The 26,305-nt window shown below is 42.0% G+C and carries 24 protein-coding genes, 4 tRNA genes and 4 pseudogenes; 14 read left to right on the top strand and 18 right to left on the bottom strand.

Annotated elements, in window-relative coordinates:
* Window positions 1-198 precede the first annotated feature (198 nt).
* The 7 genes and pseudogenes from yfiR to AC4MDD_RS03245 all read left to right on the top strand — a co-directional run.
* A complete protein-coding gene (gene yfiR, locus AC4MDD_RS03275; protein ID WP_114837936.1) occupies window positions 199-696 on the top strand; it encodes a regulatory sequestration protein YfiR in 498 nt (165 codons plus the stop codon).
* A gap of 4 nt (window positions 697-700) precedes the next feature.
* Window positions 701-1,567: a CHASE sensor domain-containing protein gene (locus AC4MDD_RS03270; protein ID WP_228254641.1), complete on the top strand. Its 867-nt coding sequence runs from the start codon at window positions 701-703 to the stop codon at window positions 1,565-1,567.
* Window positions 1,568-1,606: 39 nt separating this feature from the next.
* The gene (locus AC4MDD_RS03265; RefSeq protein ID WP_491881663.1) at window positions 1,607-2,635 is read left to right on the top strand and encodes an IS701 family transposase; all 1,029 of its coding nucleotides are present in this window, start codon (window positions 1,607-1,609) and stop codon (window positions 2,633-2,635) included.
* Window positions 2,636-2,655: 20 nt separating this feature from the next.
* Window positions 2,656-3,045: pseudogene (locus tag AC4MDD_RS03260) on the top strand (GGDEF domain-containing protein); the annotation flags it as partial.
* Between the two features lie 205 nt (window positions 3,046-3,250).
* Window positions 3,251-3,644 (top strand): annotated as a pseudogene (locus AC4MDD_RS03255) (IS630 transposase-related protein).
* Window positions 3,645-3,661: 17 nt separating this feature from the next.
* Window positions 3,662-4,135: pseudogene (locus AC4MDD_RS03250) on the top strand (IS630 family transposase); the annotation flags it as partial.
* A gap of 46 nt (window positions 4,136-4,181) precedes the next feature.
* Window positions 4,182-4,439, top strand: a pseudogene (locus AC4MDD_RS03245) (OmpA family protein); the annotation flags it as partial.
* Between the two features lie 54 nt (window positions 4,440-4,493).
* Here AC4MDD_RS03245 and tnpC read toward each other — a convergent pair.
* Window positions 4,494-6,098 carry an IS66 family transposase gene (tnpC, locus tag AC4MDD_RS03240; protein ID WP_205667426.1) on the bottom strand — a complete coding sequence of 535 codons (1,605 nt, stop codon included), beginning with the start codon at window positions 6,096-6,098 and terminating at the stop codon, window positions 4,494-4,496.
* A gap of 89 nt (window positions 6,099-6,187) precedes the next feature.
* Between tnpC and AC4MDD_RS03235 the strand changes: the two genes are divergently transcribed.
* Window positions 6,188-6,493 carry an IS630 transposase-related protein gene (locus tag AC4MDD_RS03235; RefSeq protein WP_000122230.1) on the top strand — a complete coding sequence of 102 codons (306 nt, stop codon included), beginning with the start codon at window positions 6,188-6,190 and terminating at the stop codon, window positions 6,491-6,493.
* Window positions 6,494-6,540: 47 nt separating this feature from the next.
* On the top strand, window positions 6,541-7,035 hold the full coding sequence (locus AC4MDD_RS03230; protein WP_005402037.1) for an IS630 family transposase: 495 nt from the start codon (window positions 6,541-6,543) through the stop codon (window positions 7,033-7,035).
* Between the two features lie 25 nt (window positions 7,036-7,060).
* Here the strand turns inward: AC4MDD_RS03230 and tnpB are convergent, their stop codons facing one another.
* From tnpB to argJ, 8 genes are all read right to left on the bottom strand, one after another.
* Window positions 7,061-7,396: an IS66 family insertion sequence element accessory protein TnpB gene (tnpB, locus tag AC4MDD_RS03225; RefSeq protein ID WP_004642106.1), complete on the bottom strand. Its 336-nt coding sequence runs from the start codon at window positions 7,394-7,396 to the stop codon at window positions 7,061-7,063.
* Window positions 7,393-7,776 carry a transposase gene (locus AC4MDD_RS03220; protein ID WP_490738207.1) on the bottom strand — a complete coding sequence of 128 codons (384 nt, stop codon included), beginning with the start codon at window positions 7,774-7,776 and terminating at the stop codon, window positions 7,393-7,395. The genes tnpB and AC4MDD_RS03220 overlap by 4 nt, the downstream gene beginning before the upstream one ends.
* A gap of 186 nt (window positions 7,777-7,962) precedes the next feature.
* Window positions 7,963-8,039, bottom strand: a tRNA-Pro gene (locus AC4MDD_RS03215).
* Between the two features lie 18 nt (window positions 8,040-8,057).
* Window positions 8,058-8,133: transfer RNA gene (locus tag AC4MDD_RS03210), tRNA-His, on the bottom strand.
* Window positions 8,134-8,168: 35 nt separating this feature from the next.
* A tRNA-Arg gene (locus AC4MDD_RS03205) sits at window positions 8,169-8,245 on the bottom strand.
* Between the two features lie 46 nt (window positions 8,246-8,291).
* Window positions 8,292-8,368, bottom strand: a tRNA-Pro gene (locus AC4MDD_RS03200).
* A 153-nt stretch (window positions 8,369-8,521) separates the two neighbouring features.
* The gene (gene nadA, locus AC4MDD_RS03195) at window positions 8,522-9,589 is read right to left on the bottom strand and encodes a quinolinate synthase NadA (protein WP_114837920.1); all 1,068 of its coding nucleotides are present in this window, start codon (window positions 9,587-9,589) and stop codon (window positions 8,522-8,524) included.
* A 145-nt stretch (window positions 9,590-9,734) separates the two neighbouring features.
* Window positions 9,735-10,955 carry a bifunctional glutamate N-acetyltransferase/amino-acid acetyltransferase ArgJ gene (gene argJ, locus AC4MDD_RS03190; protein WP_114837919.1) on the bottom strand — a complete coding sequence of 407 codons (1,221 nt, stop codon included), beginning with the start codon at window positions 10,953-10,955 and terminating at the stop codon, window positions 9,735-9,737.
* A gap of 256 nt (window positions 10,956-11,211) precedes the next feature.
* Here argJ and AC4MDD_RS03185 point away from each other — a divergent pair, with 256 nt between their 5' ends.
* Window positions 11,212-12,486, top strand: a complete 1,275-nt coding sequence (locus AC4MDD_RS03185; protein ID WP_491882280.1) for a transposase — start codon at window positions 11,212-11,214, stop codon at window positions 12,484-12,486.
* Here AC4MDD_RS03185 and AC4MDD_RS03180 read toward each other — a convergent pair.
* Window positions 12,460-13,518 (bottom strand): RNA-guided endonuclease InsQ/TnpB family protein, encoded by a 1,059-nt coding sequence (locus tag AC4MDD_RS03180; RefSeq protein WP_058951462.1) that lies wholly within the window; start codon window positions 13,516-13,518, stop codon window positions 12,460-12,462. The genes AC4MDD_RS03185 and AC4MDD_RS03180 overlap by 27 nt on opposite strands.
* A 20-nt stretch (window positions 13,519-13,538) precedes the next feature.
* Between AC4MDD_RS03180 and tnpA the strand changes: the two genes are divergently transcribed.
* Window positions 13,539-13,952 (top strand): IS200/IS605 family transposase, encoded by a 414-nt coding sequence (gene tnpA, locus AC4MDD_RS03175; protein WP_005402021.1) that lies wholly within the window; start codon window positions 13,539-13,541, stop codon window positions 13,950-13,952.
* A gap of 130 nt (window positions 13,953-14,082) precedes the next feature.
* On the opposite strand, the gene AC4MDD_RS03170 is transcribed toward tnpA, so the two are convergent.
* The 4 genes from AC4MDD_RS03170 to AC4MDD_RS03155 all read right to left on the bottom strand — a co-directional run bounded on the left by AC4MDD_RS03170 (window position 14,083) and on the right by AC4MDD_RS03155 (window position 19,256).
* Window positions 14,083-15,147 (bottom strand): transposase, encoded by a 1,065-nt coding sequence (locus tag AC4MDD_RS03170; protein ID WP_490747410.1) that lies wholly within the window; start codon window positions 15,145-15,147, stop codon window positions 14,083-14,085.
* A gap of 196 nt (window positions 15,148-15,343) precedes the next feature.
* Complete coding sequence (locus tag AC4MDD_RS03165) at window positions 15,344-15,691, bottom strand: hypothetical protein (RefSeq protein WP_114837871.1); 348 nt, start codon at window positions 15,689-15,691, stop codon at window positions 15,344-15,346.
* Window positions 15,692-15,883: 192 nt separating this feature from the next.
* Window positions 15,884-18,607, bottom strand: a complete 2,724-nt coding sequence (gene secA, locus AC4MDD_RS03160; RefSeq protein ID WP_114837870.1) for a preprotein translocase subunit SecA — start codon at window positions 18,605-18,607, stop codon at window positions 15,884-15,886.
* 214 nt (window positions 18,608-18,821) lie between these two features.
* On the bottom strand, window positions 18,822-19,256 hold the full coding sequence (locus tag AC4MDD_RS03155) for an ABC-three component system protein (RefSeq protein ID WP_227557044.1): 435 nt from the start codon (window positions 19,254-19,256) through the stop codon (window positions 18,822-18,824).
* Window positions 19,257-19,598: 342 nt separating this feature from the next.
* Between AC4MDD_RS03155 and AC4MDD_RS03150 the strand changes: the two genes are divergently transcribed.
* From AC4MDD_RS03150 to AC4MDD_RS03140, 3 genes are all read left to right on the top strand, one after another.
* Window positions 19,599-20,240, top strand: coding sequence for a peroxiredoxin (locus AC4MDD_RS03150; protein WP_114837869.1), 642 nt, complete (start codon window positions 19,599-19,601; stop codon window positions 20,238-20,240).
* A gap of 307 nt (window positions 20,241-20,547) precedes the next feature.
* Window positions 20,548-21,372 (top strand): MBL fold metallo-hydrolase, encoded by an 825-nt coding sequence (locus AC4MDD_RS03145; RefSeq protein ID WP_491882279.1) that lies wholly within the window; start codon window positions 20,548-20,550, stop codon window positions 21,370-21,372.
* Window positions 21,369-21,944, top strand: a complete 576-nt coding sequence (locus AC4MDD_RS03140; protein ID WP_491882278.1) for a dual specificity protein phosphatase family protein — start codon at window positions 21,369-21,371, stop codon at window positions 21,942-21,944. Before AC4MDD_RS03145 ends, AC4MDD_RS03140 begins: the two co-directional genes overlap by 4 nt.
* A 26-nt stretch (window positions 21,945-21,970) precedes the next feature.
* Here the strand turns inward: AC4MDD_RS03140 and AC4MDD_RS03135 are convergent, their stop codons facing one another.
* Genes AC4MDD_RS03135 through trpA form a run of 4 tightly spaced genes read right to left on the bottom strand, consistent with a single transcriptional unit; the run spans window position 21,971 to window position 25,951 of the window.
* Entirely contained in the window at window positions 21,971-22,984 is a 1,014-nt protein-coding gene (locus AC4MDD_RS03135) for an SPOR domain-containing protein (protein WP_371746425.1), read from the bottom strand.
* Window positions 22,975-24,258 (bottom strand): bifunctional tetrahydrofolate synthase/dihydrofolate synthase, encoded by a 1,284-nt coding sequence (folC, locus tag AC4MDD_RS03130; RefSeq protein WP_491882277.1) that lies wholly within the window; start codon window positions 24,256-24,258, stop codon window positions 22,975-22,977. The genes AC4MDD_RS03135 and folC overlap by 10 nt, the downstream gene beginning before the upstream one ends.
* Window positions 24,255-25,151 (bottom strand): acetyl-CoA carboxylase, carboxyltransferase subunit beta, encoded by an 897-nt coding sequence (gene accD / locus AC4MDD_RS03125; RefSeq protein WP_004697788.1) that lies wholly within the window; start codon window positions 25,149-25,151, stop codon window positions 24,255-24,257. The genes folC and accD overlap by 4 nt, the downstream gene beginning before the upstream one ends.
* Window positions 25,148-25,951, bottom strand: coding sequence for a tryptophan synthase subunit alpha (trpA, locus tag AC4MDD_RS03120; RefSeq protein ID WP_005401958.1), 804 nt, complete (start codon window positions 25,949-25,951; stop codon window positions 25,148-25,150). The genes accD and trpA overlap by 4 nt, the downstream gene beginning before the upstream one ends.
* Between the last annotated feature and the right edge of the window lie 354 nt (window positions 25,952-26,305).

Here is a 26,305-nt window from a genome sequence, read left to right as displayed (position 1 = left end):
TTTAATCAACATCACCGCCGATGGATGTGCATTCTACAGCATTTCTAATCCCTTGCAACAACTTTTTCTATTATTTTATTTCAAGCGCATATTTTTTGGTCAAAAATGTGATTTTTGTCGATTATTAAAGCAATTTTAACCATCACTGTTTATTTTTCGTTAAAATAAGCTCACTTTCGCTGCCAAGCAAAATGAATAATGACAGCTTTTAAATACAAAATTTATTTAACCCTCTTGTCCTGCTTAATGATTTCTCAGGTGCAGGCACAACCACAATTAAATCTCCCTGCAACCACATTGACGATTTTGAGCTATGTACGTTGGAATACCCCCAATCCCATTTCTTTATGCATTTTAAATAACAACCAATTATCCAATCAGTTCATTCAAGTGAATCAGCAACTCGAAAGTGCGTATCAAATTCAAGCGGTCAGTTTGTCTGAATTGAATAAGGTTATGTGTAATGCTGTTTTTTTCTCAACCTACACGCCACGTCAAGAGCAAAATATTATAAATAGCTTAAAAGATGCTCCACTGACTTTCAGCTCCAACAATACTGAATGCGAATTAGGCAGCGCATTTTGCTTATATCAAAACAAAACACGAACTTCCTTTAAGGTAAACTTGGCCAACCTGTCCCAATCCCAAGCGCGTGTAGATCCACGTGTCTTATTAGCAAAATCTACGGAGCCTTAAGTCAGTGTTTCGTAAAAGCTCTAATACCTCCCTACAAAAAATTTTTAGTCAGTCTCAATTGCTGATTTTTGCTCTTACTCTTGGAATTTGTAGTTTAATTTTCGTGGTAATTTCCATCTACACCATCAATACCTATGCCAAACAAAGCCTCAATATTTTTAGCGCAACCTTAAGTGAGCAAATTCAACCTGCTGTCATTTTCAATGATCGTATTACGCTACAGCAAACACTGAACAATCATATTCAGCAATATCCAATTCGCGTTATTAAAGTTATCAACCTACAAGGGAAACCACTGGCCGAAGCATACAAACCAACACCTGAGTTTGCCTGGATGGAAAATCTGTTTGATAAGGTCTTCTTTAAACACCCTGTGACACGCACCATTAAACATCAAAACAACCAGTACGGGACATTGATCATTTACGGAAGTGCTACCCAACTCATGAGCTTTTTCTTTCAGCTTTTGATTTGTCTCTCCGTTGGAATTTTTGTCATCCTGTTGATTATGTTGTGGTTGGTACATTCAACCTATCAAAAACTGATGCACTCGATTCAACCCATGGTCAATACCGTTGAAAGCCTTAATCTTGATACTCAATATCAAGCACGTCTTCCATCATCTCCCATTTATGAATTTCGCGTCATCAGTGGTGCATTTAATAATTTATTAGATAAAGTGCAGCGTACCAATGAAAAACTACAAAGCGAAAACTCTCAGTTATCACATCAAGCGTTGCATGATCAGTTAACTAAACTCCCGAATCGTCATTATTTTTACAATATTTTGTTCAATCAATTTGAGCACCCCGAGAAAAACCAGACAGCTCTCTTTTTTATCGACAACAATAACTTAGGACTTACGCATTGACGGATTCAAAAAAGTATTAAAATACTTTATAAAGTATCTGTGATCAGACGAATTAAACATGCTTCTACAGCAACTTGTACACTACCCATTTATATGGGCTTTCTCATGACAGAACCGAACTCTATTAGCTGCACACAACTTGCCGAGACTTATAACATCTCGCATGATAGTGTAAATCGCTTTCTAGAGCGTGAAGACTACACACCTCACGACCTATATCAAGAAGCAATTCAACATATTGATAATAATAAACTTATAGTCAGTATTGATGATACTGTTTTAGATAAACCATATAGTCAGCATATGGACTTAGTTAGCTATTTTTGGTCAGGCAAACACCACCGATCCGTCAAGGGTATTAATCTCATTACCTTGTATGCGACAGATCAAAATGGTCAAAATATTCCAATTAATTTCCGAATTTATGACAAATCTGAAGGTAAAACCAAGAATGATTACTTTATGGATATGTTAAGTGAAGTACTCAGTTGGGGTGCAAAGATTCAATTTATTACAGGTGATAGTTGGTATTCATCGACTGCAAATCTAAAAACCATAAGAAAATATGGTATTCGATTTATGTTTGGTATCGACTGTAACCGTAAGGTTTCCCCAGAAAAAGGACAATGGTTTCAACTGCGTTTATTGCCAAATTTCCATCAGGGTCAAGTGGTCTGGCTCAAAGATTTTGGCTTTGTACAATTATTTAAGACTCAGTTAAAAGAACAGCAGAGGTTTTATATTGTGCATCAAGATGAAGATGATTTATTGTCCTTTGAGGGTTTTCATGAATTACATTCAAGTCATTGGAAAATAGAACAATATCACCGAGTGATTAAACAGGTTTGTCATATTGAAAAGTTTCAAGTAAGACGATCTAAACTGATTTCGAATCATATTTTTTCAGCCTTGATGGCCTACGTGGAGATACAAAAGAACCAGTTTGAGCAGATCTTTGAAAATGTATATTGTTGGCAGAAGAAATTATTTAGACCAATGATCAAAAACTTCATTGATGACTTTATTCTCGATAAAAATCATCTGCTACCACAGAGAATCTATAAATAATACTGCGTAAGTCCTATAACTTTAAAAACATTAATGATGTTTATGGGCACTTAGCAGGTGATGCCGTGCTCAAAGAAATGGCTCAACGCTTAAAAAAGAATGTCAGAAGCCACGATGTGGTAGCACGATTAGGTGGTGATGAGTTTGCAATTCTGCTTCGTAATATCAAACACTATGATCATTTAGAACTAATTTGCAAGCATTTAATCGAATGCAGTAAAGCCCCGTTGTCTTTTGATCAACAACAGATTCATTTTAGTTTCAGTATTGGCGTTGCTTTCTCAAAATGTGCAACAACGCCTGAAGATTTGATTGCTGAAGCAGACAATGCCATGTATAAAGCCAAAAACTTAGCTCAAGGGTGGTATATCACACCTTGCATAAATCCTGATCAGGAACCCTCATGTTAAAACATGTTTGCAAATTTATGCTTATCACTGCTTTATCTGACTGCCTGAGTTTAGGGTACCTCAACTATAAGCAAACACGCATGCTGAAGAAACAAGGCTTTACCCTGAACGAAGAAGGCTGGACGCTGAGACTGCCTGAAAATTATTGTTTGGATTTGAGCAATCCGATATAGTCCGCACGCCAAAAAACCAATACAATACTGATATGAGTTATCCAATACATTTTAGAAAGAAAATATTAGCCAAGCTTGAAGAAGGTCAATCTATCCGAGCGGTTGCTCAGCACTTCGAAATTAATAAGGCTCTAGACTAGCAGAATAGATATGTTAGTCTAGAGCCTTAATAAAAATACAATTGTCGAATGGAAAAAGCGAATCGAAATAAAAAGAACTCGACCAAGAAAACCATCTAAAGTTGATGATGATGCCTTACGTGCAGATGTTGAGCAATATCCCGATGATTATCAATATGAACGCGCTGCTCGTTTTGGTTGTGCTACTTCTACAATTGGAGATGCGCTCAAGCGTCTAAATATTACAGTTAAAAAAAGACCTTACGGCACCCGAAAGCAAAAACAGAACTCAGAGAGCAGTATTTAAAAGATTTAAACCGATTAAGGTATCAACACCCGATCATCTATCTTGATGAAAGTGGATTTAAATCTCATGAACATAGACCTCATGGTTATTCAAAACAGGGAACTCCTTGTTATGGAACATATAATTGGCAATTAAAAAATCAAACCAATGCAATAGGAGCAATCCATGAGGGTAAGTTATTTGCAGTGGGTTTATTTGATAGCAAAGTAAATTCGGATGTATTTTATTTTTGGGTAGATCAGTTTTTATTACCAGAACTACCCTCGAATAGTGTAATTGTCATGGACAATGCAGCCTTCCATAAACGACCAGATATACAAGATCTATTAAGCCAACATGGGCATCAAATACTTTGGTTACCACCTTATAGTCCTGACCTTAATCCTATTGAAAAAATGTGGGCATGGGTGAAAGCAAAAAGGAAAAAATGGTTGGTTAACTCAATAGATAAGCTTTTTAGTCGTTTCTTTAACGAGTGTATGGGTAAATAAGCGGTTTGACTATATTCAAGCCTCTCAAAAATCCGCACTCGAAGCGCTTTCTAAACAGCTACAGCAATACAATTTAAATAAAATTAAAGTGGTTGGACATACAGACAATATTGGTGACCCAAGCTACAACCAAATACTCTCGAAGAAACGCGCATCAACAGTTAGCCAGATTTTTATCGAAACAGGGTTTAAAACTCAAAATATTCAGAGCATGGGTCGCGGTGCATCACAACCTCTGGTAGAAAATAGCAGCAAGGAAAATCGAGCGCTGAATCGTCGTGTGAATATTATTATTATTCCTTAAGCATTTATGTTTTATCTTTAGCCGTAAGCGTCCGCTGAACCCCATGTCTATTTTTTAATTTGAGTTGGATTTCCAGCGGTGTGGTAGCAATTCTTCTATTTGGGTCACTTTATGGGTCGGCAATCTTTTCAGCACATCACTTAAATAGGCATACGGATCCAACCCATTCAGCTTTGCTGACTGGATTAAAGTCATGATGTTTGCCGCTCGCTGACCACTACGCAGCGAACCTGCAAATAACCAGTTCTTACGTCCCAACGCCCAAGGCCGCACCTGGTTTTCCACCCAATTATTGCAAATCGGTAGATTGCCATCATCCAGATAGCGGCTTAAAGCTGGCCAACGCTTCAGAGTGTAATTGATGGCCTTGGCGGTTGGAGAACTCGATGGCACCGTCAGTTGATGCTGGTTGAGCCATTCATACAGTTGTTGCATCACCGGTTGACTATGCTGTTGTCGGTATTCGCGGCGCTGTTCTGCTGTACCATCGGTCTTTCTCCTGAGTTCTGCTTCTATGGCATACAGTTTCTGAATCAGCACTAAGGCCTGTTCAGCGACCTGACTTTTCTTGGTCACATGCAGTTCATGGAATTTACGACGAGCATGCGCCATGCAGCCCACCTCAATGACTTGGCCTGATTTAAAGCGTGCTTTATAACCACTGTAATCATCACAGACCAGATGGCCCTGCCAGTCTTTCAGGAACGCTTCAGCATGCTGGCCTGAACGACTATCCTGAAAGTCATAAATCACGGCTTGAATTGGATTATATTGGGTTGTTGCATAGGCCCAGACATAACCTTTCTTCGGTTTTTTCTCATCATCACTCATCCGCATGATGGTGACCGGCGTTTCATCGGCATGGATCACCCGCTGTTGCAGCACCACCTCTTTTAAAGCATTGGCCAGAGGTTCCAGTTCTACACCGCAGCGACCTATCCAGTCAGATAAAGTTGATCTAGAAAGCTCGATTCCCGCCCGCTGATAGATCAGACGTTGACGGTACAGCGGTAAATGATCTGCGTATTTCGAGACCAACACATGGCTAAGCAGTTCAGGACTGGCAATGCCTTTATCAATCACATAGGCGGGCATCGCTTGCTGAGTCAGTGTGTCACACTGATCACAGACCCATTTGCCACGCACATGCTGTTCCTTATAGAACTGTGCCGGTCTGAAATGTAGTTTTTCACTGATATCTTCGCCGATACGACGCAAGGTGCAGCCACAAGCACATTGGGTTGATGTTGGTTCATGCTCGATACGGATGGTGTGTAGATGATCGGGCAGCAGTCGACGTTTAGGTTTGTTGACTGTGGCTTTGTGTGTCGCTGCATCAGTTTTATCTGCATTCAGCCGTTCCAGTTCCAGATCAACAGCGGCAATATCTTCTTCGACCGCTTCATCCCACAGATGGATTTGTTTTGCGGTGAGATGTTCGTTTTTACTGCCAAATTTGTGCTGTTTAAATAGTGCGAGCTCATGCTCGTATTTTTGCGTGAGAATGGAAAGATGTTGAACTTTGGCATCCAATTGCTGGTTTGATTTTTCTAATTCTTGATTTGATTGTGCCAAAGACTGATGCTGCATTGCCAACTGCCGGGTAAATTCCAGCAGTTGTTCATGGGTCAGTTGGCTTAAATCAGGCAGCGTATTCATGACCGCAGTATGCCTGAGGTCATGACGCAGAGGAAATAGAACGTTTGGAGAATATAGTCAAATCATTATAAAACCAATACAATGGTGCAATGAGTTATTCAGAACATTTTAGACGTAAAATTTTAGCTAAGCTTGAGGAAGGTTATTCTATTCGAGCGGTAGCTGCACAATTTGAAATTAATAAAAATACCATTGTTGAATGGAAGAAACGTATAGAGATTAAAAAAACTCGTGTACGTAAACCTTCTAAAATTAACGATGATGCTTTACGTGAAGATGTTGAAAAGTATCCTGATGCTTATCAATATGAACGTGCTGCACGTTTTAATTGTGGTGTTTCATCTATTGGTGCTGCATTAAAGCGCTTAAATATTACAGTTAAAAAAAGACGTTAAGCCATCCTAAAGCAGATACAAAGCTTAGGGATAAATTTATTCTGCAAGTGAATGAATTAGAAAAAAACCATCCGATTATTTATCTGGATGAAAGTGGTTTTAAGTCACATGATTATAGACCTCATGGCTACTCACGAAAAGGAGTACCCTGTTTATGGCAATATAATTGGCAATTAAAGAATCAGACCAATGCCATTGGAGCAATCCATGAGGGTAAGTTATTTTCAGTCGGTTTATTTGACTGCAAAATCAATTCAGATGTTTTTCATTTTTGGATTGAGCAATTCCTCATACCAGCATTACCAGAAAATAGTGTAGTGGTTATGGATAATGCAGCATTTCATAAAAGAGCAGATATTCAGGAGTTATTGGAACAACAAGGGCATAAAATTCTTTGGCTTCCTGCATACAGCCCTGATTTAAATCCTATAGAACACATGTGGGCATGGGTTAAACGTAAGCGTAAAGAATGGTTGATCGACTCAGTCGATGAGTTATTTCGAGTTTTTTTCGAATCTTGTATGAATAATAAAGTAGTTTGACTATAGCAGAATGGACCAAGCTAGTTTAGAGCATCGTCACCACCTGCTGTCGTCCAATGCGCTGCCAAGGCAAACCCTGGATCAGTGCCTGTAACTGTTCTGGGCTGAGGGCTACACTTTCACCCTGGTGAACTTTAGCCCAGTGAAATTTTCCCTGTTCCAACCGCCGGGCACACAGCCAGATGCCCAGTCCATCATGTACCAGCACTTTCATGCGATGGCCACGTTTATTACAGAACAGGTAAGCACAATGCGGTTTGATGTAGCCAAAGGCTCTCACCACCTGAGCCATGGCCGTATCCATACCTGCACGCATGTCCATGGGCTGGGTAGACAACCAGATTTCATCGATACGGATCATGTTGTAAGTGCCTTGAGTAATTCTGCTAAAGCAGATATTTCTGATACTTGCCATTTCAAGCCAATTTCTGCTTTTGAGTGGGGTAAAGTAATTTGAACCGTTAACATGCCAGTAGAAATAGGATCTAATGGTGCAGAGCAAGATAAGGCAATAAATGCAGGTTTATTCGGTAGTAGTGAGCGATCATTCCCTGGCTTAGCATCAATTAAGCGAATCCATTTGGATACAAGATGTGTATTCAATCCATGTTGCAAAGCGACCGAAGCAATTGAAACCTCCGATGCTTTACACGCCTGAACGATCTGCTGTTTAAATTCAGCACTATATGTTCTTCGTTTTATCGTAAGAGATGCGATGGATGTCTGGTTATTTGTAGTCATAAATTTAAGTTCCCACTTGTTTTTAAGTGAGGACTAAATTAAGGCTTATAGGACGAATTCATAAGGTGTGTTCAGCGGACGCTTACCTTTAGCCTTCGTCACGAAGGCTTTTTTATGCACTTTACTAAATTTCAGGCATAAAAAAACCGCTCAACGCGGCATCTTTATCTTGACCATTTCAAGAAATGGTCGGAGCAGTAGGATTCGAACCTACGACCCCCTGGTCCCAAACCAGGTGCACTACCAGGCTGTGCTATGCTCCGATTTCAACTTTTTAAAGTTGGGGTGAATGACGGGATTCGAACCCGCGACAACTGGAATCACAATCCAGGGCTCTACCAACTGAGCTACATCCACCATAACGTGTCGGTTCTTAATACCAAGCTACCTAATGGCGCGCCTGACAGGATTCGAACCTGTGACCATCCGCTTAGAAGGCGGATGCTCTATCCAACTGAGCTACAGGCGCATGACCAATAATACGAGGTATTATGGATAACCTTGCCTTGAAGAATTGGTCGGAGCAGTAGGATTCGAACCTACGACCCCCTGGTCCCAAACCAGGTGCACTACCAGGCTGTGCTATGCTCCGATTCATCTCAGCTTTTGTATCGAACATCTCGTTCGGTACGGTGTGCATTCTAGGCGTGACGCTTGATAACGTCAACACCTATATTTAAAAAAAATAAAAAAATCACGTCAAATGTATATTAATCAAGCGTTTCAGGCATTTTTTATACAAATTTTAACGTTTTAGCGATGCACTAAAATCCAACATGCGATCTAAAGGTAATTTCGCACGCTCAGCAAGTGCAGGATCTACGAATATTTCCTGATCGCCACGCTGTAATACCTCTAAAATACCATCCAGCTCATTCATTGCCATCCACGGGCAGTGTGCACAAGAACGACAGGTTGCACCCTCTCCGGCTGTTGGTGCTTCAACCAAAATTTTGTTGGGCACCGCTTGTTGCATTTTGTAGAAAATACCCCGATCGGTTGCCACAATCAGTCGCTCATTGGGTAAGGCTTGTGCAGCTTTAATCAGCTGTGAAGTACTTCCAACAGCATCAGCAACATCCACCACTGACTCAGGCGACTCAGGATGTACCAGTACCGCAGCATCAGGATACAGCGCCTTCATTTGCGCGATGCCACGTGCACGGAATTCTTCATGCACAATACATGCACCATCCCAAAGCAACATGTCAGCGCCTGTTTTCTTTTGGATATAACGGCCTAAATGCTGATCAGGTGCCCAAATAATTTTTTCACCCAAACTGTCTAAATGCTCAATAATTTCGACTGCACAGCTTGAGGTCACCACCCAATCGGCACGGGCTTTAACGGCTGCTGAAGTGTTGGCATAGACCACTACTGTATGGTCTGGATGGGCATCACAAAACTGACTAAATTCTTCAACAGGGCAACCCAAATCTAAAGAACATGTAGCCTCTAAAGTGGGCATCAGAATGGTTTTATTCGGTGATAAAATTTTTGAGGTTTCCCCCATAAATTTAACGCCCGCCACCACCAAGGTCGATGCTGGATGATCACGACCAAAACGGGCCATTTCCAATGAATCAGAAACACAGCCACCACTTAACTCGGCCAATTCCTGCACTTCAGGATCGCAATAGTAGTGCGCTACCAATACTGCATCACGCTTTTTCAACTCGGCTAAAATTAAAGCAAATTTTTCTTGCTTCACTTCTTCACTGAGCTTGGAGTCTTTGGTTTCACCCAAACGGTCCAAATGCGCCTGTACAATTGATTTTGCGTCATTGGCAATTAAATTGGTCGCATTGTTCATCATTCATTCATCCCTTCATGCTTGTCGGCAAGCAAGTCCCGCACTTAATTTATTGGTCAAATGGCTTCTCGGCTTTTGACCAATCATTCAAAAGTTCTTATGCTAAAAAAGCCTCCAAAGGAGGCTTTTTTTAAACTCGTTAAGATTAAGAGCGATAATCCGCATTAATCTTCACATAGTCATAAGATAAGTCACAGGTATACACTGTGTCTTTCGCTGCCCCGCGTCCTAGATCTACACGAATGGTCATTTCAGCTTGTGACATTACACGAGCACCTTCCGCTTCCGTGTAATCGGCAGCCGCACCACCATCCTTACAGATTTGCACATCATCTAACCAAACTTGAATTTTTTCAACATCTAAATTCTTAACCCCAGCATAACCAATCGCAGCCAAGATACGTCCCCAGTTCGGATCTGACGCAAAAATCGCAGTTTTAACCAAAGGTGAATGTGCAATACTATAAGCAATATCACAGCATTCTTGCGTGTCATACCCACCTTCAACAGCAACCGTAATAAACTTAGTTGCACCTTCACCATCACGTACAATCAGTTGTGCAAGACGTTTCATCATACGCGTGAGTACATCTAGCACTACGGTATAGCGTGGATCTTGGGTTGAGCTAATTTCAACACCACCCGCTTGACCCGTAGCTGCAAAGATACAGGAGTCATTGGTTGAAGTATCACCATCAATGGTAATTCGGTTGAAAGAAACATTGACCGTTTCGCTCAACAGTTGCTGAACCAACTCGTGGCTGATAGGTGCATCGGTTGCTACATAGCCCAACATCGTTGCCATATTGGGACGAATCATGCCTGCACCCTTAGAAATACCCGTCATGGTATACGTGATGCCATCCAATTCGAATTGCTCAGATGCACCTTTTGGTGTGGTGTCTGTGGTCATAATCCCAGTAGCAGCAGCACCCCAAGCATCAGCACGCAAACTATTTAATGCAGGCTGTAAACCATTTAACAAACGCTCCAACGGCAATTGTTCACCAATCACCCCTGTTGAAAACGGTAACACTTCCGTTGCTTGCACACCGGCAAGCTCAGCCAATTTTGCACAAGTACGCTCAGCATTCAGCATGCCTGTCTTGCCTGTACCTGCATTGGCATTGCCAGTGTTAATAATGAGGTAGCGCGGATTCGCCACTTGTAAGTGCGCTTTAGACACATGCACGGGCGCTGCACAGAACGCATTTTGAGTGAAAACACCCGCAACATTCGTTCCTTCAGCAAATTCGAAAATGACAAGATCACGTCGGTTCTGATAGCGCACATAAGCTTCAGCCGTTCCGATTCTTACCCCTTTCACCACGTGCATTTGTGGCATTGATACGTCACCTACTGGCATTTTAAACGTCCAATTCATTTGTTAGAAAAAACACAGCTTATTAGAATTTTCAGAAAAAATCGAGCAGAAGACTTTGTTTGCTTTAACTTTTCAATGCACACTCATTTTTGACTTGACATCCTCCGCGACCTAAAGGCATAGGTATCTACACAATTTCCGAGCTTTGCGTTAAATTGAAGAGCATGCTCTTCAATTTAACATCTCTGGTCTGGATCAGCGTCTTGTCAAACGTTATAACAGCCTTGTAAAACTCAATATGAATCCTCTTGCTTCACTTGCTCCCGCAATCAAAGACCTGGCCTCTACCCAAAAGTCGAGTTTCTCAACTACACAGGCTGTTTGGCGATTCCTGAATAATAATAAAATCTCTTTTAGTCAATTAAACCAGCCGATTAAGCTTCTTGCATGCGAACAGATCAAGACATCACCGCATCAGTATGCATTAATCGTTCATGACTGGTCTCAACTGCAGTATGTGAAGCACAGTCATAAGGTTCGGCGTCTTCAAAGAACAGAGGCGAATTCAGGCTATGAATTGCAAAGCAGTTTACTTGTCGATGCGTCATCAGGGCTCCCAATTGCGCCATTAGCTCAGACGCTAACAGATGCATCCGGCTGTTATTCCACATTCAGTGAACAATACAGCGAGCGCAAGTCCCATTTGGACTCACTCGCAGAACAAATCAAAACGATTGAACAGTATCCGATTGAGAAAACAAAAGTCCATATCATTGACCGTGAAGGAGACTCGATTGCCCACTTGAGGGAAATCAGCAGCCATGGTTTCAAATGGTTGATTCGGGCCAAAGAAAGCCATCGGATTGAGCATCAAGGGGAAACCTACAAAGTTGCAGAAGTCGCAGAAAAAGTAGTAACTCAGCAAGTTAAGCCGATTGCTTATAAAGGAAACAGGCATATGCTGCATGTTGGAGAAACCGATATTCGGATAACGCGTGCAGCAAAACCGAAGAGAAAAGATGATTTAGGCCAACGGGTTGCTCCCCAGCCAGGCAAGGCAGTTACAGCCAGATTAATTGTTGCTGTGGTGAAAGATGCTCAAGGTAAAACAGTCGCGAGATGGTCGCTGATCAGCAATGTTTCTTCAGAGATTGATGCGGTAGAATTAACCACCTGGTATTACTGGCGCTGGACAATTGAGTGCTATTTCAAGCTTCTGAAGCAGGCAGGCCATGACGTTGAATCATGGCTTCAGACCACACCTGCAGCGATTTTAAGACGGCTCCTGATCAGCAGTATGGCGTGTGTACTGACTTGGCGAATACAGCGTTCTGAAGATGAACAAAATCAGAAAATTCGTATATTTCTGGCCCGTCTTTCAGGCCGACAGCAGAAGAGAGGTAAGTTGGAAAGTGCACCTGCAATATTGGCAGGACTTTCGATTTTACTGAACACTCTTCAACTGCTCTCAGAATATTCAATAGATGAACTGAATGAAATCGCAACAATTGCATTAGGTACATCAAGATGTGTAGATACCTATGACCTAAAGGACGGGGATTCCTACTGCTAGACGCTCATGTCCGAGCGCAAGAATATTCAGTGCGGAATTTATATCCCTATCATGGAATGTACCGCATTCCATGCACTGCCATTCTCTTATTCCAAGTCCCGTTCTACCTTTCGGACTACTACAGCGTGAGCCACAGCTCGAACAAGTTTGGGTGGTATAGGCTTCATTGACTTCTTTATACCATACACTTGCGTTCTCGCATTTATACTTGAGCATGGTTCTAAGTGTTGTCCAACTTGCATCTAATACAGACTTCGCTAGTTTAGTCCGTGCTAATGCCTTTGCATTCACATTACCAACGAAGATGGCTGCATGTTTATTCACCAATTTATGACTGAATTGATGTAGCGTATTTTGACGTATGTTTCTAATCTTGGCATGAATCGCTTTAACACGCTTTTTATTTCTAGCACGTTGAGCAATGCCAAGTTTTTGTTCGTATTGCCGATAGATTTGAGGGGCTTTGAGCTTTACGCCATCTGAACAGGTTGCAAGGTCTTTTAAGCCCAAATCTATACCGATTGAGGTATTACCCTTTGATTTAACTTGTTTTGTCTTATCAACAACTAAACAAACATACCAACGTCCACGACTGTCTTCTACAAATGAGCCTGTTTTGACGTTGTATTTTGATAGTCCATAGCTATCCCATAGCTTGAATTGATGCTTGCCATACTGCACGTAGCCATCAGCATATTTGATTGCAACCTTTTTGAAGGGTATCCAACCCAAAGAACGTCTTGCAGACTTCTTATTACTCACCCGCCATTTTAGCTTTGCTTTTTTAAACTGCTTTCTTCGAGTAACCAATTCTTCTGTTATCGCTTGAACAGTTTGACTATGCAGATTGCATTCTTTAGATGTGCCTTTCGTGTATTTAGCAATATCGTAAGCTGAAAGAAATTCACCTTTTCTTTTTAGATGTTTAAATCCTAAATCATTCACATAATTCCAAACAAAATTTACTTCCAATGCGAGTTGGTCTAGTACCTTGTAATGTTTGTCTTTTATGCGTAATTTAAGTGTTTTCATGATTAAAATATATTTGGTCTATGAGCAATAGTCAAGAGATTAGAACAGGTCGCCACTGTGTTTTTAATATGCATGTACATTTAGTCTTTGTGGCTAAATACCGTAGAGATGTTTTTACCAAAGCAATGCTTGAAACAATGCGTGAAGTGTTTGAGCGTATCTGCTTAGACTTTGAAGCCGAGTTGGTAGAGTTTGATGGTGAACACGATCATGTTCATTTGCTTGTGAATTATCCACCTAAAATAGCAATTTCTAGCTTAGTGAATAGTTTAAAGGGTGCTTCAAGTCGCATTGTAAGAACCAAACACCCTGAAATTAAAAACAAGCTATGGGGCAGTGCTTTGTGGTCGCCTAGTTACTTCGCTGCTTCATGTGGCGGTGCGCCAATTGGAATTGTTAAACAATATATTCAACAACAGCAAACACCGCATTAATGGCTTACGCCACTCGCTTATATCCTCGGGCTAAACCCATAGGTATCTACACATCTTGATGTACCTAATGCAATTGTTGCGATTTCATTCAGTTCATCTATTGAATATTCTGAGAGCAGTTGAAGAGTGTTCAGTAAAATCGAAAGTCCTGCCAATATTGCAGGTGCACTTTCCAACTTACCTCTCTTCTGCTGTCGGCCTGAAAGAGGAGCCGTCTTAAAATCGCTGCAGGTGTGGTCTGAAGCCATGATTCAACGTCATGGCCTGCCTGCTTCAGAAGCTTGAAATAGCACTCAATTGTCCAGCGCCAGTAATACCAGGTGGTTAATTCTACCGCATCAATCTCTGAAGAAACATTGCTGATCAGCGACCATCTCGCGACTGTTTTACCTTGAGCATCTTTCACCACAGCAACAATTAATCTGGCTGTAACTGCCTTGCCTGGCTGGGGAGCAACCCGTTGGCCTAAATCATCTTTTCTCTTCGGTTTTGCTGCACGCGTTATCCGAATATCGGTTTCTCCAACATGCAGCATATGCCTGTTTCCTTTATAAGCAATCGGCTTAACTTGCTGAGTTACTACTTTTTCTGCGACTTCTGCAACTTTGTAGGTTTCCCCTTGATGCTCAATCCGATGGCTTTCTTTGGCCCGAATCAACCATTTGAAACCATGGCTGCTGATTTCCCTCAAGTGGGCAATCGAGTCTCCTTCACGGTCAATGATATGGACTTTTGTTTTCTCAATCGGATACTGTTCAATCGTTTTGATTTGTTCTGCGAGTGAGTCCAAATGGGACTTGCGCTCGCTGTATTGTTCACTGAATGTGGAATAACAGCCGGATGCATCTGTTAGCGTCTGAGCTAATGGCGCAATTGGGAGCCCTGATGACGCATCGACAAGTAAACTGCTTTGCAATTCATAGCCTGAATTCGCCTCTGTTCTTTGAAGACGCCGAACCTTATGACTGTGCTTCACATACTGCAGTTGAGACCAGTCATGAACGATTAATGCATACTGATGCGGTGATGTCTTGATCTGTTCGCATGCAAGAAGCTTAATCGGCTGGTTTAATTGACTAAAAGAGATTTTATTATTATTCAGGAATCGCCAAACAGCCTGTGTAGTTGAGAAACTCGACTTTTGGGTAGAGGCCAGGTCTTTGATTGCGGGAGCAAGTGAAGCAAGAGGATTCATATTGAGTTTTACAAGGCTGTTATAACGTTTGACAAGACGCTGATCCAGACCAGAGATGTTAAATTGAAGAGCATGCTCTTCAATTTAACGCAAAGCTCGGAAATTGTGTAGATACCTATGGGCTAAACCCCGAGGTTTTACGCTCCAATGGATAAAAAAACCAATCCGAAGATTGGTTTTATGCAGCAGCATTTGATTAATTTGAAGCAAGCTGTGCTGAGCTAGACAAAAGCGCTTGTTTAGCATTTTCTTGACTTACAGGAGAAAGCGCTGGGTTTGAAGCCACAATACGGTTCACCGTTGCTGCATTTACAGGAGCAATAGCAGCCGTTTGCAGAACCACTGGGCGTTGATTTGGATTGGCAAAGGTATAGCGAATACCTGTACGCGGACTTTGTACCGTAATATTACCATTGGCTTGTGCCGCAGGTGCTGTGGTTGCACCGCGTGCTTGTTGAACTTTAGCTGCGGTAGTGGTATCTGCAAATGCAAAAGTTGGAAGCGCTAAAGCTGCAATCATGATTGGTTTTAATACTTTTTTCATTGTCTTTCCACTTTAGAGGTTTAGATGATGAGCAACTAAATAGCATTTAATGCCTAACACTGCAAATGCTATTCACATTATGCAACGCTTTAACTGTAATCAGAATCGTATTTGGACTGATCTTAACGTCAATTTTTTAGTCATATCAATAAAAAGCAGAACCGAAGTTCTGCTTTTTCACTCGTTCACAGTTTAGATTTTACCGTGGCACTGTTTATATTTTAGACCTGAACCACATGGGCAAGGCGCGTTACGACTCGCAGGTGCCGCAAACTCTTCGACTGGCTCGTACTGTGCATCTACTTCTGCGAATTGGCTTTGATCATCGGTCAACAAACCATCAAAGTCGGCATGCGACAAGTTCAATTGCATCGCTTCAGCTTGAGCTTGCTTTTGAGCTTCCATTTCAGCCAGCTCTTCAGCCGTTGGTACATGTACGCGAGATAAGTCAGTTACAACATCCGATTTGATAATCGCCAACATATTTACAAATAAGTTATACGCTTCTTTTTTGTATTCTTGCTCAGGATTTTTCTGTGCATAACCACGTAAGTGAATGCCTTGACGTAAATAATCCATCGCTGCCAAGTGATCTTTCCAGTGACGATCCAGCGAGTTCAACATGAAGTGACGCTCCAGCATAACTGCTGTTTCATCGCCCATTTGCTCACGGCGGCTACGGTAGCGCTGTACCACTTCATCAGTAATACGTTCAACCAAAGATTCTTCATCTAAACGACGGTCATCTTCCAACCATTGATTGATTGGCAAATCAATCGCGAGGTCTTCACGTAACGCTTTTTCAAGCCCGTCAATATCCCATTGATCATGAATTGACTCAGGTGGAATATAGTTAGAAATCACGCCTTGCATCACATCACGTTGCATCTCTTCGATATAATCTTGCAATGTGCTTTCGGCCAAAACCTCATCACGTTGAGAGTAAATAATTTTACGCTGTTCGTTGTTGACGTCATCGTATTTCAATAAGTTCTTACGAATATCGAAGTTACGTGCTTCAACTTTACGCTGCGCATTTTCAATCGAACGTGACACCATTTTATGCTCAATGGCTTCGTCTTCTTGTAAGCCCATCGCACGCATCATGCCCACAACACGATCACCCGCAAAGATACGCATTAAGTCATCTTCAAGTGACAAGTAGAAACGTGACACACCTGGGTCACCCTGACGACCTGCACGACCACGAAGCTGGTTATCAATACGACGTGATTCATGACGCTCAGAACCAATGATGTGTAAGCCACCCGAACTCAATACCATTTCATGGTTTTGTTCCCATTCGGCTTTTAAGCGCGCTTCGTCTTCAGCAGTTGGGTTTTCAATTTTTGCCAGTAAAGCTTTCCAGTTACCACCGAGCAGAATGTCTGTACCACGACCTGCCATGTTGGTTGCAATGGTTACTGCTCGCGGTGCACCCGCTTGCGCAATAATATCCGCTTCACGTTCGTGTTGTTTTGCGTTCAACACTTCATGCTGAATGCCTGCATCACGCAATTTATCAGAAAGAATCTCAGACGCTTCAATCGTTGCAGTACCAATCAAAATTGGGGCTACACCAGACTCATGCACGCGTTGAATTTCTTGAATAATCGCGTTGTATTTACCATTACGATTTAAATAGATTAAATCGTTTTGGTCGAGACGAATCATTGGACGATGCGTCGGAATGATCACCACGTCTAGACCATAAATTTCTTTCATTTCCGCAGCTTCAGTATCGGCAGTACCGGTCATACCCGAAAGCTTTTTGTATAGACGGAAATAGTTTTGGAAGGTTGTGGTTGCAAGCGTTTGGTTTTCAGGCTGGATTTCTAAGCCTTCTTTTGCTTCAACTGCTTGGTGTAAACCTTCTGACCAGCGACGACCTGGCATGGTACGTCCTGTGTTTTCATCGACAATGATCACTTCACCATCATTGATGATGTAGTGCACATTGCGTTGATATAAGTAATGCGCACGAATGGCAGCAGTCACATGGTGAACCAAGTTCAGGTTGGTCGATGAATATAGACTTTCACCTTCAGCCAACAAGCCCATCTCAATCAGTTCATTTTCAACCGTTTCAAAACCAATTTCTGTCATTTCAACAGAACGTTGTTTTTCATCAATCCAGAAATGCCCGCCATCCGCGACTTTTTCTTCTTTCTGCGCATGCAGTTTGGGTGGAATGCTATTGATTGCAGCATACAACTGTGAAGAGTCATCACTTTGACCTGAAATAATCAACGGCGTACGTGCTTCATCAATTAAGATCGAATCGACTTCATCTATGATGGCATAGATCAAACCACGTTGTTTTTTCTCAGCAAGCGAGAACACCATGTTGTCACGTAGATAGTCAAAGCCAAATTCGTTGTTGGTACCGTAGGTAATATCGGCACGATAGGCTTCAGCTTTCTCTGTTGGATCTTGCATGGAATAGATAATCCCGATGCTTAAACCCAAAAATTCAAAGAGCGGACGGTTTAATTCAGCATCACGCTGTGCCAAATAGTCATTCACGGTAATGACGTGAACACCTTGAGCACTAATCGCGTTTAAATAACACGCCAAGGTACCCATTAGGGTTTTACCTTCACCTGTACGCATCTCTGCAATTTTACCTTCGTGTAAGGTAATACCACCAATCAACTGTACATCATAATGACGCATGCCCATGACACGCTTAGCTGCTTCACGGCAGACGGCAAATGCTTCCGGGAGTAATTTATCGAGGCTTTCGCCCTTGTTATATCGTTGTTTAAATTCTTCAGTTTTTGCAGATAAGTCTGCATCGCCAAGAGCGGATATCGTCGGCTCGAGCGCATTAATCTTGTCTACGATTTTACGCATGCGTTTGAGTTCGCGCTCATTTTTGGTACCGAAGATTCCTCCGATCAGACTTGCCAACATGAATAGACTCTCTAAATCTTGCTTGTCAAATGAATATGTTTTCTTAGTCGTTATTATGGTGCTAGAAATTTGAAGTACAAGGGCTTTACACAAAACCATTTAAAAAATCTATTCATTGTTTCTAGCCCGTCGAATCTAAGGCAAACTAATGTAACAAATTTTAAACAGCCGACATAGAGATTTCATCCGAACTCATCAGGATTCAACAGTCTTTTTAAAGTAGCGACTTTAATTGTTTGCAGTTATTCAAGGTTTTGCTTTCAAGCGCTTGATTTTTCCGCAGCGAGGCTTTCACCCCATTATTGGACTGACTTGGATTCATGCTCTGTAGAAAACCCAAGAGTTGTTCATCATTGACTCGCATTGCGGTAAGAATCGGAACAAGCTGTACACAAGCAACTTGATAAATATTATTCGTATTCTGACCTTGAGCTAACTCTCGCTCGAGAGCCTGTGAAAGGGTGGCTTTACGCTGTTTGAGGCTTTTTTGAGACGCTAGATATTGATCTGTAATTTGTTGTGGCGTTTGACGAGCAGTACTGACTTGGGCTTGTTTCAATTGCCCACCATTCTGCGCATGGGTTACTTCCAGTCCCCATAACACTAAAGTCAGGGCTATCCCTATTTTTTTCATTGTTCTAATACTCAAGTTTTTTATACTTTGTGAAATTGCTTTAAAAAACAACTATAAATCAATGATGAAAAGAATTATATCCAATCATAAACCGATCGAATGCGCAATCAATTCTATAGAGCGATACACTTCACAGAAGCAGAAAAAATCTCGTCTAAACACCGTTACCAAATATGCAAATAAACGGTCTCTAGAGCAACAATGAGGTCATCTTTGGCATCCCCAAATACATAACAGCTATCCGACCAATTATGAATATTTTGTATAAATAAATAATAAAACACTATTTTTCATGCAAAAGAAATTGCGCCATAGTGATGTTCATCCCATAGACATAAAGATAATTTGAGGTTCAACATGAGTTTACGTTTAGGCGACATCGCACCCAACTTTCAACAGGCTTCGAGCGAAGGCAAAATCGATTTTTATCAATTTTTAGGCGATAGCTGGGGAGTACTGTTTTCACATCCTGCTGACTACACGCCAGTATGTACCACCGAGCTTGGCTTTACCGCAAAACTCAAAGATGAATTTGAAAAACGTGGGGTAAAAGCCATTGCTCTCTCGGTCGATGATGTTGAGTCACATCTAGGTTGGATTAAAGACATCAATGCAACCCAAAATACCACGGTGAATTTCCCGATCATTGCCGACCAAGACCGTAAAGTGTCTGAGCTATATGGTTTTATCCATCCTAATGCCAGTGAAACATTAACAGTTCGCTCTTTAGTGATTATCGATCCAAACAAAAAAGTCCGTTTGATTATCACTTATCCTGCATCGACTGGTCGTAATTTCCATGAAATCTTACGCGTGATTGACTCACTGCAACTGACCGATCACCACAAAGTTGCAACTCCTGCGAACTGGCAACAAGGCGAAGATGTGGTGATTGTGCCGTCACTCAAAGATGAAGCTGAAATCGCACAGCGCTTTCCGAAAGGTTATAAAGCAGTTACCCCGTATTTACGCCTGACTCCACAGCCTGAGCAAAGATAAAATATTCTGCTGTGGCAGCAGACAAGTGAAGCCCGAGGTTTTGACCGAGCAGCTCCATTGAAAACAAAATGGGGCCCGAACTTCAAGCAATCAAAAGAGGAGACTAACCCATAAAAATACGCTCTGAGTCACCTTGTATGATCGTTTCAAACTCCAATGACGAGCCGGGTTTGAACTTTTGAAAGCCTGTCAATCGACAGGCTTTTTTCCGCTTAAAGCAGGCATGCATGACTCTTTAACAAAATCAAACTGTTAAAACTAAAATCTTCCGCTATAACAGTCAAAACAATACGATAAAAATGACTTTATGATCTATAACATTCACCATTTACATTGCGGCACCATGTGTCCAGTGTGTGCCCCACTCTTTGGTCAAAAAGGTTTTCAAGCTAAGGTCGTGTGCCATTGTCTTTTGGTTGAAACAGATCAAGGGCTGGTGCTGATTGATACGGGCTTAGGCATACAGGACTATCTACACACCAAACAGCGTTTGGGGCAGTTGGTGGCTCGAATTGGAAAAATTGAACAAAACTTAGAATTAACAGCCATTGCACAAATCCAAAAACTTGGCTTTAGCCCAAAGGATGTCAAACACATTTTGGTTTCACATCTGGATTTTGACCATGCGGGGGGTATTTCCGACTTTCCCAATGCAACAGTACATATACTTTCTAACGAATATAATGCTGCACAAAACCTGAAGTCATTTAAAAATAAAGCCCGTTATAAAACACAACAATTTCAGCAGCATCGCCATTGGCACTTTATTGAGCCGATTCACGGTGACGCATGGTTTAATTTGACTCAAGTGCAAGGGTTTGACTTATTTCATAATGAGATTCTTTTGATTCCACTGTTTGGGCATACTGAAGGCCACTGTGGCATTGCCATTAAAACCCAACAAGGTTGGAAACTCTTCTGCGGGGATGCTTACTACTCCCACCTAGAACTTACCCCCCAAAACAGACTTCGCAGCTTAAATGCCTTGGAAGTATTTTTTGCCGAAGATAATGCACAGCGTTTAAGTAACTTGCATAAAATTCAACACTTGGCACAGTCTGAACCACGTATCGAAATCTTTTGCGCGCATGATCCGGTTGAACTTTCACACCATCAGAGCCTGATCCTATGACCAAATATCTTGTTATGCTTTCTCTGTGTATCAGTGTTTCTGGCTGTATGACTACACCTTCACTGCCAGATACAGAGCGCCCACAACACTGGGGGCAGTCGATGCAGCCTGCGCATAATTTCTATCAAATCAGTGAAACTGTTTTTCGTAGTGAGCAACCCGATCAAAATTTAGTTCCGAGTTTAAAAGCACAGAAAATTGATGTAATTATTAATTTACGCTCACGCAATCAAGACCTGAAAAAACTGTCCAACCAAGGGTTTAAACTGGTGCATATCCCCATTCATACATGGGCGATTGACCGAGAAGACTTGTTAAAGGTGATGCAGCAAATCCAACATGCGCAGCAAAACCAGCAAAAAGTTTTATTGCATTGCTACCATGGTTCAGACCGTACAGGCGCCAGTGTGGCTATGTACCGCATTATTTTTCAAAACTGGTCTACCGCTGATGCCTTGGCTGAGATGAAACATGGGGGTTATGGTTTTCATCCAATTTGGCAAAATATCGAGCCTTTATTTAGCCCCGAAAATATAAAATGGATTCAACAGCAACTGTTAAATCCATCTTAGTGAAGGCAATTGGATTTAACCCGATCTTAACGTTTGTCGAGTGGCACCCAGTCAATCACCCATGCGGACTTCATACCGAGGCTCGCATCTGCAGTAATCTTTTTGCGGGCTGCATCGGCAGTATCACGGTCTTTAGATGGCCCCACCATAATCCTTACACCTTTAGATGTTGGACTTTTAGTGACCTTATAGCCCTTGGCACGAAGCTTAGCAGCCAGTGCATCCGCATTGGCTTCATTGGCAGCCAATGCCACCTGTACCATCCACTGCTTATCGCCATGTTCAAGCAAATCACGCGCTTTCTCAGCTTCCGCCTTTTTCTTGGCTTCATCAGCTTTACGCTTTTCATCTGCCTTACGTTTGTCTTCCGCTTTTTTCTCAGCATCTGCTTTACGTTCGGCTTCTTTTTTCGCTTCAGCTTTACGCTCATCTTCTGCTTTACGTTTAGCCTCAGCTTCTCGCTTAGCTTTATCTTCAAGCGCTTGCTTTTCTGCTAAGGCTTTTTGCTCAGCCAGTTTTTTTGCAGCCGCTGCTTTTTCAGCTTCAGTACGCGCTTGCAGCTTTTGCTGTTCCAACTTCTTTACTTCAGCCGCTTTGTCCGCAGCAATTCGCTGTTGCTTGGCTTTTTCATCTTCAACCAATTCTGGTGGAATGTTGTCCGAGCTTTGCTGTGCAGCATTACGGTGCGCATTCAACGCGGCATATTCTTCCGCTGCTTTACGCGCAGCATCTGCTTCGGCTTGCTGTTGCATTGCTAAAAATTCGGCCGCACGAGCTTCTTGTTCAGCAACCGATTTTTCACGTGCTACACGTTGTTGTTCAAGTAAACGCTTTTCTGTTTCGACATCAACCGTTAACGGCTGAAGTTGAACCAACTCACCTTCGGCATTGCGTTGCACATTTTGTGTGACTAGCTCTGGTGTTTTAATATTATTTTGATGTATTTCTTCTTTGCCTTTAAGCAGTAATGCCGCCAAAAGGACACCACCACCTAATAAAACAACGCCACCCATCCAACGTTGTTTGCTATTCATTGACATTCTTCCAAATACTCCCATACCGCTTCTAAGGTATGAAATGAACCACATACCAAAATCAGCTGATTATTCTTTGTTTCGTCGAGCGCTGATTTAAAAGCCAATTTCACACTGTCAAAGTGCTGCACATGTTGCCCTTGCAGCGCTTGATCCAATTGTTCAATTGGAGCTGCACGCGGGACAGTTAATGCCGCAATTTTCCACATTTGTATGGAGTCTTTCAATAACTCTGTGACAGATTTCACATCTTTATCTGCCAACATCGAGAAAACACTGACTACTTCAGTGTACTGTTTATTGTATTTTAGGAAATTTCGCAATTGATTTAATAAAAAAGCAACACCATGCGGGTTATGCCCTGCATCAAAAATTACCGTTTTGTTCTGTATTTGGCGAATTTCAAAACGACCTTGCAATTTTGCGTTTTGAATTCCTTCAGAAATAGCCGCTTGAGTGACAGTTAAACCACTCAATAAAACAGCAGCAACAGCTGTTGAAATATTCTCAACCGCCAATGTGCCGAGAGGTAAATTTAAAGTAGTGCCGCTGGATGCAAACATCCATGACTGACCATGCTCACTGCGTTGATAAAAATAGTCACGATTCACTGCATAAAGTTTTGCAGCACAAGCATCCGCTTTATCGATAATCGCTTGAGGGATTTGTTGTAAGCCGCCAAACACCACAGGAATATTGGGACGGATAATGCCTGCCTTTTCAAAGGCAATCTTTTCAATGGTATCGCCCAGCCAGTCAGTATGGTCTAAACCAATATTGGTGATCACCGCAACATCGGGTTCAATCACGTTGACCACATCTAAGCGACCACCTAGACCGACTTCAAGGACCCAAACATCACATACTTGGTCTTTAAAAATGACAAAAGCCGCGAGTGTGGTCGCCTCAAAGAACGAGAGGCTTAAATCACAATCACGGCGCGCTTGATCCACTTGTACAAAAGCATCGACCAAGCTTTGGTTATCGACCTCTACACCACGTAATTTAATCCGCTCATTAAAACGGTAAATATGTGGTGACTGATACAGTCCCACCTTATAGCCTTGCGCATTTAAAATGGCAGCCAGTGTGGTGGTGGTCGAACCTTTCCCGTTGGTTCCCGCTACAGTTAAAACTTTGGCATCGGGACGCGTTACACCGAGCTTTTCAGCTACAGGAATAACCCGTTCCAATCCTAAATCAATCCCCGTAACGTGAACATGGCCCCAATAATCGAGCCATGTTTCTAAAGAGTCTGTTGCAAGTGGTGCTGTGTTCAAGACAAATTCATCAGTTTCGCGACAATACGATAAACTGTATCACGTAATGCGTGACGGTGAACAATTTGATCGATTACACCATGATCAAGCAAGTATTCCGCACGCTGGAACGGCTCTTCTAGCTTTTCACGCACAGTTTGTTCGATCACCCGTTTACCTGCAAAGCCAATCATCGCTTTCGGCTCTGCAATATGTACATCACCGAGCATTGCTAAAGATGCGGTTACACCACCATAAACAGGATGGGTCAACACCACCAAATAAGGTAAGCCAGCATCTTTCATTTTTTGGATGGCTGCTGAAGTACGCGCCATTTGCATCAAAGACAACATGCCTTCTTGCATACGCGCACCGCCCGAAGCAGCAAAGCAAATCAAAGGTTGTTTGTCCGCAATGGCTTTTTCAGCCGCTTGCACAAAACGGTCACCAACAACCGTACCCATTGAACCACCCATGAAGTCAAATTCAAAGGCACAGGCAACCAAAGGAATACCTTTGAGTAAACCTTGCATCACCACCAAGGCTTCAGTTTCACCTGTTTTGGTCTGCGCTTCACTCATACGCGCTGGATATGGCTTTGAGTCGACAAATTTCAACGGATCTTTGGCTTTAAATTCCTGTCCCAATTCTGTTTGCACTTGGTCAAAGAACCAATTCAAACGATCACGGGCTTTCATACGCAAATGTTCATCACACTGAGGGCAAACATACGCGTTAAATGACATTGCAGTACGTGTAACAAGTGCATGGCACTCAGGGCATTCAATCGTTGGTTCTGTAAACGTCGCCTTGAGTGAGGTTTGCTCATCAGGTACTTGAATACCGGGTACACCACGTTCAGTCCATGGCGTCGATGGGCTTAGGATTTTCCCTGATTTAACATCTTGACTCATACTAACTCATCGAGCGCTGCTCGAAGCTCCTTGACTTTATTAACCGTTTCAACCACGGCTTGTTCTGGTGCTAAGTTTGCAAATTGCTTAACAAAAGCACTACCAACAATCACAGCATCAGCCACTCCGCCCATTGCTTTGGCAGATGTCGCATCACTGATCCCAAAACCAACACCGACAGGAATATCTGTTTCTGCTTTAATTTTCGCAATTCGGTTTGCAGCTTCAGCAACGTCTAAAGTTGCTGCACCTGTGACCCCTTTTAAAGACACGTAATAGATGAAACCACTCGCCTGTTTCACCACATGTTTAATGCGTTCGTCCGTTGACGTTGGCGCTAGTAAAAAGATTTGATCCATATCAAATTGCTTCAATACAACATCAAGCTCTGCTGCTTCTTCTGGTGGTAAGTCCACCAGTAGAATGCCATCGACACCACATGCATGCGCAGTCGATACAAACTTTTCATAACCAATGACTTCAACTGGATTCAGATAACCCATCAATACGACTGGGGTCTCTTGATCCTTTTGACGGAACTCTTTGACCATATTCAAAGCGTCTAAGGTATTGGTGCCACCTGCCAATGCGCGTTCTGCAGCAAGGGCAATCACAGGACCATCTGCCATAGGGTCTGAAAATGGAAGACCGAGTTCAATCACATCTACACCCGCCTCGACCATCTGATGTAACAAAGGAACTGTTACCTGTGGATGAGGGTCACCAGCCATAACATAAGAAACCAAAGCTTTACGCTGTTGAGATTTAAGCTGTCCAAAACGAGTGGCTAAACGTGACATAGGGTTGTGCTTTCCTTAACTTGTTTAAAATTAAAACTACTGAGGAGTTGGCTTTGTAAAAATACAAGACGCTGCATTGTAACGCTATTTTTTACTCATTGAATAGAGCACATCGCGTTCGCGTTCCAATTCATTTTTCGTCAAATATTCTCAGAACAACCGTAAAGCACCATTTACTGATATTTCGGTTTTTTTCTCAATGATCAAAGATGCCTAATTTTAGGAAATACCAAAATGTCTAAGTTTTAGATAAACTTATTTTTATTTGCAAAAAAATGATAAAAATAGGTGGTTTAGCTTTTACATTTAAAGTTTTATGAAATAGCAAAACCTGCATTATACTACGCACATTCT

It is taken from the genome of Acinetobacter sp. CAU_H_29a_1, from assembly GCF_058599505.1.
Note: the sequence above shows the minus strand (reverse complement) of the source record. Positions and strands in the feature narration are given on the sequence as shown.

Coding starts and splice junctions, on each gene's coding strand:
- AC4MDD_RS03150 (WP_114837869.1), top strand. CDS start 19,599: ATGAGTTTACGTTTAGGCGACATCGCACCCAACTTTCAACAGGCTTCG.
- AC4MDD_RS03135 (WP_371746425.1), bottom strand. CDS start 22,984: ATGTCAATGAATAGCAAACAACGTTGGATGGGTGGCGTTGTTTTATTA.
- AC4MDD_RS03140 (WP_491882278.1), top strand. CDS start 21,369: ATGACCAAATATCTTGTTATGCTTTCTCTGTGTATCAGTGTTTCTGGC.
- AC4MDD_RS03145 (WP_491882279.1), top strand. CDS start 20,548: ATGATCTATAACATTCACCATTTACATTGCGGCACCATGTGTCCAGTG.
- AC4MDD_RS03165 (WP_114837871.1), bottom strand. CDS start 15,691: ATGAAAAAAGTATTAAAACCAATCATGATTGCAGCTTTAGCGCTTCCA.
- argJ (WP_114837919.1), bottom strand. CDS start 10,955: ATGCCAGTAGGTGACGTATCAATGCCACAAATGCACGTGGTGAAAGGG.
- AC4MDD_RS03170 (WP_490747410.1), bottom strand. CDS start 15,147: ATGAATCCTCTTGCTTCACTTGCTCCCGCAATCAAAGACCTGGCCTCT.
- AC4MDD_RS03235 (WP_000122230.1), top strand. CDS start 6,188: ATGAGTTATTCAGAACATTTTAGACGTAAAATTTTAGCTAAGCTTGAG.
- tnpB (WP_004642106.1), bottom strand. CDS start 7,396: ATGATCCGTATCGATGAAATCTGGTTGTCTACCCAGCCCATGGACATG.
- accD (WP_004697788.1), bottom strand. CDS start 25,151: ATGAGTCAAGATGTTAAATCAGGGAAAATCCTAAGCCCATCGACGCCA.
- AC4MDD_RS03180 (WP_058951462.1), bottom strand. CDS start 13,518: ATGAAAACACTTAAATTACGCATAAAAGACAAACATTACAAGGTACTA.
- secA (WP_114837870.1), bottom strand. CDS start 18,607: ATGTTGGCAAGTCTGATCGGAGGAATCTTCGGTACCAAAAATGAGCGC.
- tnpA (WP_005402021.1), top strand. CDS start 13,539: ATGAGCAATAGTCAAGAGATTAGAACAGGTCGCCACTGTGTTTTTAAT.
- AC4MDD_RS03220 (WP_490738207.1), bottom strand. CDS start 7,776: ATGACTACAAATAACCAGACATCCATCGCATCTCTTACGATAAAACGA.
- AC4MDD_RS03185 (WP_491882280.1), top strand. CDS start 11,212: ATGAATCCTCTTGCTTCACTTGCTCCCGCAATCAAAGACCTGGCCTCT.
- tnpC (WP_205667426.1), bottom strand. CDS start 6,098: ATGAATACGCTGCCTGATTTAAGCCAACTGACCCATGAACAACTGCTG.
- nadA (WP_114837920.1), bottom strand. CDS start 9,589: ATGAACAATGCGACCAATTTAATTGCCAATGACGCAAAATCAATTGTA.
- trpA (WP_005401958.1), bottom strand. CDS start 25,951: ATGTCACGTTTAGCCACTCGTTTTGGACAGCTTAAATCTCAACAGCGT.
- yfiR (WP_114837936.1), top strand. CDS start 199: ATGACAGCTTTTAAATACAAAATTTATTTAACCCTCTTGTCCTGCTTA.